Genomic DNA, 12,948 nt, shown 5'->3' with positions numbered 1-12,948 from the left:
TCTTCAGATAAATTTTTCAACTTACTAAAATCACCAATAAATTTATTTATTTGATTAGAAATGTTTTTATCAGGAAATCTTAGATAATAACTATTGATATTTTCGTTTTTAAGACTTTCTGGAAGTTTATTTAACTGCTCTAACATTCCTTCACAATTAAAATCTTTATATTTTCCTAGTATTACGCATCTTGCATATTTGCCTTTGTAATCATCGGGATCGGTATCATGAACGGCTTTATAAAAATTATTTTCTATCTGCAGTGCCTTTTTATAGAATTCGTAGACGGAATAGTTGGAATTCTGTAATGATTTTAGTTGATTGATATAATCTTGAAATTTTGATTCAATTTCATTCATATTTTATTTATCATCATGTGAGAAAATATCCTTTTCAGGCCATCCCATAATATCAAGTTTTGCTCTAGAAGGCAAGAAATCAAAGCATTTTTTAGCAATTTCTAATCTTCCTTCTTCTTCAAGTAATTTTGTTAGTTTTGCCCTTATATTATGTAAATATAAAACATCATTAGCTGCATATTCAATTTGTTTGGAATTAAGCTTTCCTGCCCAATCTGAACATTGGGCTTGCTTATTGAGTTCAACCCCTAGCAGTTCTTTGGTAAGCTCTTTCAACCCGTGTTTATCAGTGAATGTTCTAACTAGTTTGCTTGCAATTTTAGTGCAGAAAATATTTGTAATATCTACTTCAAGAAAAATATTGATTGCCGCAATATCAAACCTGCCATAATGCATAATTTTAACGCGAGATTTTTCAGAGAGAATTTTCTTCAAATTTTTTGCTTTAGAAAAATCAGGCTTAGGAAATTGCACCAAATGTGCATCGCCCGATCCATCAGAAATTTGCACCACACATAGCCTATCACGCTGAAAAATATTCAAGCCTCTTGTTTCGGTATCAACTGCTATATCGCCTTTTAATTTTATATTTGAAGGCAAATCATATTGGTGGAGGTAATTAGTCATTTTGTAAGTGGATTAGTTTTCTAACTTGTTATAAGTAATAATTTCTGTAAGCTGAGATTGGTATTTCGCCTTATTTTGAGCGTATCCATCTAAATGTCCAGCAAGCTTCAGACCATTAATATTAGAGCCTAAATTTTTTCTAGCAATACGAAAATTTTGATAAGCAGAATTTGTATTTAAGTTATGAACATAATTTTCAACTGCATCTTTTGGGCTATCAAAGAAAGCGTAATTTGAATTTCTATTGGAACAATTTGAAGAGTTACATTTCATTCCAAAAAAATTAAACCCCTCCCTTGCCAGCTTAGAACTGCCCCAACCAGATTCCAAAGCACCTTGAGCAATTGCCAGAGATTCTGGTATTATATTTATTTTTGAGAGAAGCTCATCTCGCTTTGCTTTATTGCTAATATTAAAATTCTGAACTTTATATTTTACTGCAAGATTATTTATCCATTTTCTTTCATTATCTGTAAGCGGAAAACCATTTTCAAATCTTTTGAAAACATAAATTAAAGAATTTCTTTCATTAAGAATTTTTTGATTAATTTCAGCGGTTGCATTACCAACGCTGCTTATAAACTGCCTTTTTTTGGGATTATTAACATTCGCAACAACCTTACTAATATATTGATTTCTATTAATATTAGTTACAGATTTTGGTGGCTTAGAAAATAATAAAGGACTTGATTTGAAATCCTGATCTTTTTTAACATTCAAACTTGCGGGCTTAGAAGCAATTTTTTCTAAAGGGCTTACCGAAATATTATTTCCAATATAATTTCTTGGGTTTGCTATAGCTTGAATGGGCTTGATTATTGGCTGAGTTAAGTAATCTAAGCCCTCAATGGTTTTATCTGCAACATCTGATATAATTGCTAAATCAAAGGGTTTTTCTTTCTTTTTATTTTCCGTTGCACTAAGCAAATCATCATTTTCAAATAAATTTTCTTGCTTCTGAGTTGGTTTTTTGACTTCATATAGTGGCTTAGATGGGATAACCTCAACCAAATCATATTTACCTCTAATTTTTTTATTAACCTCATTATCTTTCCACTCGGTCTTAATTCTAGAAATAGCCTTTTCAATGCTGGAATTATCTTTAGATTTAGAATCTTTAACTTTATCAACTTCAATATTCTTTGTAATAATTTTAGAATCAGGAACTATATTTGAGATAGAATTTGGGCTTAGGCTAATTTCTTCTATTGGAATCTTAATATTTTCAGGCTCAATTTCTAAATTAGGAATTTTAGCCTTTTCAGTTTCTATATTGCTTTTTTTGCTCGTAATAATTTTTTCACCTTTTTCTTTATAAAGGTTTTTATATACTGCATTTGCTAAAATTATTGCTAATATAATTACAATTAAAAAACGCATAATTAAACTTTATTTTGCGGTTTCTAGCCAAATTTACATTAAAATGCAAGAACTTAATAGAAATAATGCAAGCAAAAAACCCTCTACGATTGAACAGAAAAAAGTAACAAATCCGCTAAAATCCTTTTGGGTAACTGCAAACGCAGGAACTGGCAAAACTAAAGTTTTGATTGATAGATTAATGAGCCTTATTTTCTATGAAAATAACCCTGAGAAAATTCTATGTATAACTTTCACAAAAGCTGGTGCAAATGAGATGATAGAAAGGCTTACCAAAGAATGTAGGCGATATATAAACCTTTCGGAAGATGAAATAAAATCAGAAATTTCAAATAATCTTGAGATAAATATTAATAAGCTAGATTTCAAAAAAATCAGAAAAACTCTTAATAAAATCATTGATAACCCTAATTTAATAAAAATTCAAACCATACATTCTTTATGCGGTTCAATTTTGAAGAACTTCCCTTTAGAAGCTGGAATTGTGCCTTTTTTTGATGTTATTGACGAAATAAAAGCAAAAGAGTATTTAGAAAAATCTTGGCAAAATTTAATCAATAAAAAGCCAGAAAATGCTAACGAAAACCTAATTTTTCTTCTACAAGAAAACGCCCCCAACTCTATTAGAGGCTTGTTAATAACACTCCTTTATAACCAAGATAAAATTGATGAAACCCTTAAAAATTATAAAAGCGTAAACGAATATATTTCAAACCTTTCTAAGCAGTTAGACGTTGATTTAGATTTCAATTTCATTGAAAATTTCTTTAATACAAAATCAGAAATCTTGGAAAAATTTGCACTTATTTTACAAGTAAATTCTAGCGATAGAGATAAAACAAATTCCAGTAAAATCTTAAATGCAATTAAAAACTCTGATTTTTACGAAATTGAGAAGATTTTTTCAAATAAATTAGAGGGTGCAAAAGTGGTAAAAAATAATGGCACAGCTCTAGATTTACTTGAGGAGATAAGATTTTCTATAAATTTATATTCTGATAATATTAAAACTCAAAACCTTCTAAAAAAAACTTATTCTTATCTTAATATTTTTGAGGAATTTTCTAAATTTTATAATTCTCTTAAAAACGCAAATTATCAACTTGATTACAATGATTTGATAATCAAAACACAAAAATTACTTGATAATTCTGAGTTTGCAAGCTGGGTTTTATATAAATTAGATGGCGGTATAAATCACATTTTAGTTGATGAAGCCCAAGATACCAGTCCTGCCCAATGGAATATTGTAAAATCTCTCACATCAGAATTTTTTGTTGGAGAAACAAATATAAATAAAAATAGAACAATTTTTGTAGTTGGCGATGAAAAGCAATCTATCTTTAGTTTTCAAGGGGCTGATATTGAAAATTTTTATGATGTAAAAAATTATTTTTCTCAGAAAATAAAAACTTCAAATAATTTTGAATTAGAAAAAATATCACTAAATCTATCATTTAGAAGCCTTCCAGCTATTCTAAATTTTGTTGATAAACTCTCTGAAATTCCAGAAATAAAACATGCAATTTCTGAAATTGAAATCCTTCATAAGCCAAGCAGATTAAAGCATTTCGGATATGTTGAAGTTAATAATTTAATTGTAGAAGAAAAGAAAGAAAAAGCAGAAATTATAAATTGGTATCTAGCAGATGATTATGAGGAAAGTCCAGATAATAAAAATCTACAACTAGCAAAAAAAATCACTGAAAAAATTGATAAAATTGTAAATGAAACCCATATTTTGCCCAGCACTTTAAACCAAGCAAAGGCCTCAGATATAATAATATTATTTAGAAAAAGGAATGAAGAATTAATCAATTTTGTTGAAGTAGAATTGCAAAAAATTGGTATTAAATGCTCAGGGCTAGATAAAGCGATTATCAACGAAAATGTTGCAATTCTAGATTTAGTTTCCGCAATAAAATTTATTATAAATCAAAATGATGATTATAATACCGCTTGCCTTCTTAAAAGTTGTTTTATTGGTGTTTCAGAAGAAGTTTTGCAAGAAATTTGCATTGGCAGAAATGAAAAATCTATCTATAAATTTCTACAAGAAAATTCTAATAAGCAAGAATATAAAAGCTCACTTGATTTTTTAAGTATTCTTGAAAAAAATAAATTCATTAAACCTTCAGATTTATCATTCTATTTGCTTGAAACACTTGGGTTTAAGAAAAATTTTATCTCTAATTTTGGTAATAAGGCATCAGAAATTTTTGAAGAATTTTTTGCAATTCTTAACTCATTTGAAAGAAATGAAAATATTTCTCTAACAAATTTTATAAATTGGTTTGAAAAAAATTCATCTGAAATAAAAAGGGTAAGCAAATCTGAAAATCAAGTTAGAATTATGACTTGCCATTCCTCTAAAGGCCTTGAAGCGCCAATAGTTATCATAGCTGATTCCGCCTCAGAAACTAAAAATGATAGTAACTATTTTATAGATAAAAATTATATTTTTGCTGGAATTTCTGCACAGAATAAATGTAATTTTATAAAAGGCTTACAGGAATCTGATACTAAAAAAGATTTCAATGAGTCAATGCGTTTGCTTTATGTTGCTTTAACAAGGGCAAGAGATGAATTATATATTTTTGGTATTAAACCGCATAATTCAAAGCAAGAATCTTGGCATCAATTTACCAGCAAGGCTATTAGTTTGCTTCCGGAAACAGAAAAATTTGAAGATAAATTTATCTATACAAATCAAGAATATATTAATTTTACTAAGCAAAAAATTAATGCGACTTATAACAATAATAATAAAATTGAAATTCCAAAATTTTTGCTAGAAAATTATATTTTTGATGATTCTGAAAATAAAATTTTACCTTCTTTACTTAATACAAAAAATTACTCACGAGATGAAGTAAATTTATCAAATGTTAATAGGGGTAATATTATTCATAAATTACTTGAAATTCTGCCAAATTTTACGCAAGAAAAATGGGCTGAATGTGCAAATATTATTTTCAATGATTTTAATTTAGATGATAAGAATTTAAGAAATGAATATTTTCTAGAAGTAGAAAAAATTATAATCAACCCAGAGTTAAAATATATTTTCTCAAAAAATTCTCTCGGTGAGGTTGAAATTTCTGGCGTGATAGAAAATAAATTTGTTAATGGTAAAATTGATAGATTAATCATAGATGAAGCTAATAAAACCGCAGTAATAATTGATTTCAAAACTCATCAAAAAATAAAAAATGAAAATTCCCTGCTAGAAAATTATCAACCTCAGATGAAATTATATTATGAGTTGATCAGGCTTTCATATCCAGACTTTTTTGTAAAAACAGGGCTACTTTTTACTGCACTGAACAAAGTAATTTTTTATAATTTTGATGAATAACATATAGTCTCTCTCCCCTTTTATAAGGGGAGAGAGAGGGGTGAGGGGATCGGATTTATTGATTTAACAAATATTATTCTTATTAAAATGAAATTTATAATTTCATTTTATTTAAGCCCTCACCCTAGCACTCTCCCAAAGGGAGAGGGAAAAAATAATAAAATAATTTTGATGAATAAAAATGTAAAAATTGCGAAGATATTATTACCCCTACCATTCTCTGAAGGCTTTGATTATTCTATCCCTGAAGAAATTTCTCTTGAAAAAAATGATTTAGTTTTTGTGCCATTTGGTAAAAAAATTCACATAGGTTTAGTGTTAGATATTTTGGAAATTCCAAAGCCAGAATTTCAGCTAAAGCCCATTAAAAATACTCTAAAAAATGAAAATTTTGAACTGCAAAAATTTTCTGATGAATTTGTAAATTTTCTTAAGAAACAGGCGGAATATTATTTAACCCCACTTGGAAAAGTTTTTGCACTTACTATTTCTGAGAAATTTTTTAAGAAAGTAAAAGAAAGAAAAGCCAGAGAAAAGCCTCTTAAAACCTTTAATAAGGCTGAAGTTCAATTAAACGACGAACAAAAAGAAGTCTATGATTTTTTACTAGAAAAATTGCAGAAAAATGATTTTTCAGTCTGCCTTTTAGATGGAATTACTGGTAGTGGAAAAACAGAAGTTTATTTTGAAATTGTAAAGCGAAACCTTGAGGAAGGCAGGCAATCCCTAATTCTTTTGCCTGAAATTTTACTCAGCACGCAAATAATTAAAAGGTTTGAGAATTCTTTTAATCAAACGCCGGTAATCTGGCATTCTGAAGTTACCGAAGCACAAAAACGTAAGAATTATTTTAGAATTGCATCTGGTGAGGCGAAAATTGTAATTGGTGCAAGATCAGCCCTCCACTTGCCATATAAAAACCTTGCAATAATTATCTGTGATGAGGAACACGATAACAGCTACAAACAGGAGGAGCAAACAATTTATAACGCCCGTGATATGGCGATTTTGCGATGTTCGCTTGAAAAAACTCTCTGTATTTTGGCAAGTGCAACGCCTTCTATTGAGACATATTTTAATGCTATTAAAGGCAAATATCATCACTTAAAATTATCAAGCAGATACTCAAAAATTTCCCTGCCAGAAGCAGAAATTATTGATATGCGAGAGGAAAAATTGCCTGCAAAATATTTTATTTCTGAGCGAGTAAAACAGGAAATCATTGATAATATTTCAAATAACCTGCAAACGCTTTTATTCCTTAATAGAAGAGGTTATGCGCCGCTTCTGCTTTGTGGGAAATGTGGGTTTCGCTTTGAATCGCCAGATACTTCTTCATGGCTGGTTCTGCATAAAAATGAGAAAGGTGAATTTTATTTAGAGTGCCATCATACAGGTTTCCGAATGCCACTTCCAAGCAAATGTCCAGCCTGCCAAACTGAAAACAGCTTTAGAAGTTGTGGCCCCGGTGTTCAAAGACTTTCTGAGGAAGTGAAAGAAATTTTTCCGAATGCTCGCATTGCGGAGCTTTCATCTGATAGTTTTTCTTCATTCAAAAAAGCACAGGAATTCATTCAAAAAATTGAGGCTGGTGAGGTTGATATAATCATTGGCACACAAATAATTGCAAAGGGGCATCACTTTCCAAACTTAAAATCGGTTGCGATTATTGATGCGGATTTAGGCTTGGATTTTACGGATTTACGAGCTTCCGAAAAGGTTTTTCAAGTGCTTCATCAGGTTTCAGGCAGGGCCGGAAGGGAGAATATTAAGGGCAAAGTTTTAATTCAAAGTTATCTTCCCAATAACCCTGTAATCAAGACGATTGCTGCTAACGATAGAGATAGGTTTTTATCACTTGAAATTGCTGAGCGAGAAAACTCTCACCTTCCGCCATTTTCAAGGCTGGTTGCGATAATAATTTCTTCAGAAAATGATATTCAGGCGATGGAATTTGCTTCACTAATTGTTAAAAATTTTGAGCAAATAAATGAAGTTGAAATTTTTGGAGCATCAAAGGCGATTTTCCATAGATATAGAGGCGAGTTTAGATATAGAATTTTGTTGAAATCAGCCAAAAATTTTAAGTTACAAAATTATATAAATAACAGCCTACAAAAAATCAAAACCCCAAAAAACATCAAGGTTAAAATTGATGTTGACCCTTATAGCTTTAGTTGAATCAAGTTAAAAGGTAACTATTCACCCTAAAAAAATTAACTTTTTTAATGGTTTTTTAACCTTTTTTAGCTAAAATTACTAATTATTAATAAAATATTAGTTTTTATGGGATTTTGGAATTGGCTTACTGGTCCTTCTGATCAACTTCAGCATGGTGATAGAATAAGACAAGAACAGGCTAAAGAAGATGCTAATAGAAAAGCTGCCCAAGATGAAGCTGCAGGTAAGAAATTTCTAGCAAATGGGCTAGAGCTATTTGGAAAATTATTTAAAGAACTAAGTAAGATAAGGGAAGAACTTGCTGAAATAAAAAAAAATCAAAGCACTGCAAAACCTTCAGAAAATAAAGTTTCAGACACTAAAAATACTACACCATCTAAAACAAATAAGGATTCCCGTGGGTTTATAAAATTTTCCTCGGGGTTACTTATTCTTATTACTGGATATTTTTTATTATCAAAGGCCGCGAAACAGTATTTTAATATTGAATTGCCAATTTTCGGTAATGAAAATCCACATTCAAATAATACTGATATTCCAACTAATGGAAGTGGTGAAATATATGACCCCAGAAGGCCAAATGGTAACAAGCACCCTGAAGGCAAAATAACTGCAGATTCAACACCTGAAAAAGCACATAGCCTGCAAATTATATGTAAATTGGATGATATACATAACAGCAATACCCTAAATAGCATATTATCTATGGGGGATGATGCATTTAATGATGTTTCAAAAGCTAATGAAACAAAGAAAATGTTAAAATTTATATTTAATAACAAATATAAATTTGAAACTTCAGATGGATCTTTTTACGAAAAAACCATTATGCAAATGTATAAAGATAATCCCAATTTAGGTGAATCGCTGAAACCAATAATTGATATTGCAATTGGTAATTTATCGAATCTTGCAATAGGTGAAATTAATAAATTAAATAATTTTAGCTCAACTTTGAATAATGGCAAAATTGGAAATGTATATGATATAAATCTACTAATAATAGATATGTACAAAACAACACATGAACATTCTTTGGAAAGATAAAAAATTTTATCTTAAACAGATCCAAATTTACCTAAGCAAATCTTTATCAATGAAGATTTCACCAGTTTTGTCGCCGGAGAGGGCGATTCTGTAAACTTGAAGATTTTCTAAAGTTCGCTGAACATAATTTTGCGTTTCGCTGAATGGAATAAGCTCTACCCAATCAATCACCTGCTCAAGAGAGTTGAATTTTCTAGGGTCACCGAAGCGATTAATCCACTTTTGAACATTCCCCTCACCTGCATTGTAAGATGCAAAAGCTAACATAAAACTTCCATCAAACCTTTTTAACCTACTTGCAAGATAAGCCGCACCGAGGGTTATGTTATATCTAGGGTCACTAATGAGCCTATCTTTTCTATATGGAAGGCCTAGCTGCCTTGCAACCATTTGTGCGGTTGCAGGCATTATTTGCATCAGACCCCTCGCACCTGCTGGGCTCAATGCACCAACATCAAACTCAGATTCCTGCCTCATAATTGCAAGAACAGCGGCTTCTTCAGGGTTTTTAACGGGAGTGCCATTAACGGTTTCTAGCTTAAATAAAGGGAAAAGAGAATTGATAACAACTTCTTTTTTGATTTTATAAATTTCTTTAGCAACCCTTAGTGCGTAATCATATCTGCCACGCTCCAAGCCCATTTGAGCAACCAAAACCCGCTCACCTGAAGTTTGAGCTGCTGCTGCTGCTGCGATTATAAATTCTTTGCCATAACCATTTTCACCAATCATATTTAGAATATAAGCCGCTTTAGCGAGTTCATTATTTCTATAATTCGCCAAATCTTCAGAGGTTATTGAAGATGCCATTGGGATTGTTGCAACACGAGAGCCTGATTTTATAACTGATAACTGCCCATAATAAACAACTGGATATTTCGCCCCTTCCCTATACCATTTCAGAGATTCAAGCCTATTGCCCTTTTCTTCGTGAGTTCTTCCAAGCCAATAAGCCCCCCTTGCGATCGAAATTGGTGCTTGTGATACATCATAAATTCTACGGAAGTGATTAACTGCTGCATCTCTATTTTTGAGATATCTAAATGCAAGCCAGCCTGCATACCATTCTGCTTCTGCGATTTTTGTTCTATCCAGTTTGATAGAGTGATCTTTAGCCATATAATAGGCTTCCACATATCTTCTTTTCTGGATTAAATCTATTACATATTTCTTGCGGATATCCCACCATTTCTCAGGGTAATCAACTTGAGAAGGAAGCATTTTAAGTAATTCCAAAACGCCATCACTCATATTTCTGTTTTGACGCCATTTGATTCGCTCAAAAATCAAACCTTGATCATTTTGTAAATTTCTTGGAACTTGAGAAAGTAAAGTTTGATAATTCTTAGAATTATTTATCAAAGCCATTCTTGCTTGATATAATTTTTTATAATCAGCACCTATATATCTTGTCATTCTTGAAGCACCGCCGAATTTCCTTTCGGTTAAAAACCTATCTAGCTTCCTCTGATAATCCCTTTCAACAAGAACTTTACCATATTTAGCGAGGAACTTCCTTTCCTCAGAAGGGTTAAAATCATAAAAATACCAAGCCTCTTTAATAAGAGTTAAAATTACCGCTTTATCAATGTTATATACATTATATTTTTTAATTAGTGCATCAGCTAATGCAATCATTCCTTTAGGTGTAAGTGGCCTTTTGAAACGCATTTTTACTTTTGATGTTGGCGTGTTTATTGCAAACCATCTTATAATTTCTTCAGGGTCAGTAGTTTCAGTAATTGCGTATTCTGCATTTTTGCGAAGCTCATCTTGCCTTGGCCAATAGGCATCATATTTTATAAAATCAGTAATTTCTTTGAATGTAGTTGAAGGTGAACCACCAACATATTCACGCCATCTAAGAATTTTTTTGATAACAGGATCAGCAGGTGGGCTTCTATCAAGTACTGAAGAACGCCAATTTTGTCTTCTAAAATCCCTTATTGAATTGCCAAGCTTTTGAACTTCATAATTATTTACTGGCCATTTATGAATATTGTTAATGTTAGCATTTGCTGAACTTTGACCAATAAATTGAATTGTAAAAAAAATTACTAATGTGTATAAAATTTTCTGCATCACTATATTAAACTATACTTAAATTTTTATGTTCCAAGGCGTTTATACTGCATTAATTACACCTTTTGAAGCCTCAAATTTAGAAAAAGTTGATTATTCAACATTTGAAAAGCTACTTGAAAGGCAGATTTCAGAAGGTATTCACGGCGTTGTTCCTTGCGGCACTACTGGGGAATCCCCAACGCTTACAAATGAAGAACACGACAAGATTATTGAGGCAAGTGTTCAAATTGTAAAGAAAAGAATTCCAGTTTTAGCAGGAACAGGTTCAAATTCTACTCGTGAAGCTATTGAAAGAACTCTTCACGCTGAAAAAGTGGGGGCTGATGGTGCTTTGATAATGACACCTTATTACAACAAACCTACACAAGAAGGAATTTTTCAACATTTCAAAGCAATTCACGATGCAACAAATATCCCAATAATTATTTATAATATCCCAGGGCGTTCCGTTGTTGATATTAAAGATGAAACAATCGCAAGAATTGCTGAATTGCCTAGAATAGCTGGATTAAAAGATGCAACCGGTGATTTATCTCGCCCAACTAATCTAAAAAAAATATTTGAAAATAATTCAAAACTAAATAGCAAAATTTTTTATCAAATGTCTGGTGATGATGAAACTGCAGTTGATTTTAACAAATTAGGTGGCGTTGGTTGTATTTCGGTTTCTTCAAATTTACTGCCAAAAATTTGTGCTGAAGTTCAAGATTTATGCAAAGCAAAAAAATTTGAGGAAGCCAAAAATCTTGATAATAAAATCTCAGCAATACACAAAGATTTATTTATTGAGTCATCACCTCAGCCAATAAAATTTGCGATGGAATATTTTGGCTTATGCTCTGGCAATTTAAGATTGCCTTTAGTGAAAATCAGTGAACAAACAGAAGCAAAACTCAAATCTACTTTGAATAAGATTGCCACTATTAATTCTTTTTAATAATCTCAAATTTTGATGTATAAATAATCTTTTCTGCTAAAGCTTAGCACTAAATATTTCAAAGGAATTAAAATGGCAAATATAGCAATTGTTTATCACAGCGGATACGGACACACCAAGAAAGTGGCGGAATTTATCGCAGAGGGCGTTAAAAAATCAGGCTCGCAAGTTAAAATATTCACAGCTGATGAAGGGATTTCAAACCTTGATGAATTAGATAATTATGATGGAATAATTTTTGGCTCACCAACTTATATGGGTTCTGTTTCCGCTAAATTCAAAGAATTTATGGATGCATCTTCAAAGAAATGGTTCACTCAGGCTTGGAAGAATAAAATCGCTGCAGGTTTCACTAACTCAGGCTCTTTAAGTGGTGATAAATTAAATACTTTAATTACTCTTTCTGTATATGCAGCTCAAAATTCTATGATTTGGGTAGGGCAAGCAGAAATGCCTGCTTCTTCTAAAGAGCATGGTGGAAAGCCAGAGCAAATTAACAGAATGGGTTCATCACTCGGGCTTATGACGCAATCTGATAATGCATCACCTGAAGTTACCCCATCATCTGGCGATATTGAAACTGCAATAATATTTGGCAAAAGAGTAGCAGAAATAACTCAAAACATGATATCTAAATAGCACTTTTTTTAATACACTCTAAAACAATACGATAAATCCATTAAAAAAATTAATTGAATTTTAACCAATTTTAATGTATTGTGTAAAACTTAATTAGCAAACTAAAGGCATTTTATGGAAAAAAACAGAATATTTACCTCTTCTGCGACTTCAAACTTAGCCAATGAAAACTTCGTCTTAAATAATAGAAAACCTTACGAACAATTTCCTGATTCACCACCACCTAATAATTTTATATTCACCTCAGGTGATGATTATTATTTTGGAAATAATTCAGCTGAAATATTAAATGCATTAGCTGGTAATGATAAAGTGCATGGTGCTGGCGGTGATGA

The 12,948-nt window shown here is 31.2% G+C and carries 10 protein-coding genes; 6 read left to right on the top strand and 4 right to left on the bottom strand.

Annotation, left to right across the window (positions count from 1 at the left end; translation table 11 throughout):
• The 3 genes from SFT90_03515 to SFT90_03505 all read right to left on the bottom strand — a co-directional run.
• The coding region (locus SFT90_03515) for a hypothetical protein (GenBank protein MDX1949555.1) at window positions 1–359 on the bottom strand (359 nt) is incomplete at its 3' end.
• Between the two features lie 3 nt (window positions 360–362).
• The gene (locus SFT90_03510; GenBank protein ID MDX1949554.1) at window positions 363–986 is read right to left on the bottom strand and encodes a ribonuclease D; all 624 of its coding nucleotides are present in this window, start codon (window positions 984–986) and stop codon (window positions 363–365) included.
• A 12-nt stretch (window positions 987–998) separates the two neighbouring features.
• Window positions 999–2,366, bottom strand: coding sequence for a glucosaminidase domain-containing protein (locus SFT90_03505; protein ID MDX1949553.1), 1,368 nt, complete (start codon window positions 2,364–2,366; stop codon window positions 999–1,001).
• Between the two features lie 43 nt (window positions 2,367–2,409).
• Between SFT90_03505 and SFT90_03500 the strand changes: the two genes are divergently transcribed.
• From SFT90_03500 to SFT90_03490, 3 genes are all read left to right on the top strand, one after another.
• Window positions 2,410–5,724, top strand: a complete 3,315-nt coding sequence (locus SFT90_03500) for a UvrD-helicase domain-containing protein (protein ID MDX1949552.1) — start codon at window positions 2,410–2,412, stop codon at window positions 5,722–5,724.
• Between the two features lie 171 nt (window positions 5,725–5,895).
• On the top strand, window positions 5,896–7,905 hold the full coding sequence (gene priA, locus SFT90_03495; GenBank protein ID MDX1949551.1) for a primosomal protein N': 2,010 nt from the start codon (window positions 5,896–5,898) through the stop codon (window positions 7,903–7,905).
• Window positions 7,906–8,010: 105 nt separating this feature from the next.
• The gene (locus SFT90_03490) at window positions 8,011–8,952 is read left to right on the top strand and encodes a hypothetical protein (protein ID MDX1949550.1); all 942 of its coding nucleotides are present in this window, start codon (window positions 8,011–8,013) and stop codon (window positions 8,950–8,952) included.
• Window positions 8,953–8,979: 27 nt separating this feature from the next.
• Here the strand turns inward: SFT90_03490 and SFT90_03485 are convergent, their stop codons facing one another.
• Window positions 8,980–11,034 carry a lytic transglycosylase domain-containing protein gene (locus tag SFT90_03485; GenBank protein MDX1949549.1) on the bottom strand — a complete coding sequence of 685 codons (2,055 nt, stop codon included), beginning with the start codon at window positions 11,032–11,034 and terminating at the stop codon, window positions 8,980–8,982.
• Between the two features lie 28 nt (window positions 11,035–11,062).
• On the opposite strand from SFT90_03485, the gene dapA reads away from it, so the two are divergent.
• From dapA to SFT90_03470, 3 genes are all read left to right on the top strand, one after another.
• Entirely contained in the window at window positions 11,063–11,974 is a 912-nt protein-coding gene (dapA, locus tag SFT90_03480) for a 4-hydroxy-tetrahydrodipicolinate synthase (protein MDX1949548.1), read from the top strand.
• Window positions 11,975–12,046: 72 nt separating this feature from the next.
• The gene (locus tag SFT90_03475) at window positions 12,047–12,613 is read left to right on the top strand and encodes a flavodoxin family protein (protein MDX1949547.1); all 567 of its coding nucleotides are present in this window, start codon (window positions 12,047–12,049) and stop codon (window positions 12,611–12,613) included.
• 114 nt (window positions 12,614–12,727) lie between these two features.
• The coding region (locus tag SFT90_03470) for a hypothetical protein (protein ID MDX1949546.1) at window positions 12,728–12,948 on the top strand (221 nt) is incomplete at its 3' end.

This window comes from Rickettsiales bacterium (assembly GCA_033762595.1).
Lineage (GTDB): Bacteria > Pseudomonadota > Alphaproteobacteria > Rickettsiales > UBA8987 > JANPLD01.
This window is presented reverse-complemented; position numbering and strand designations above follow the sequence as displayed.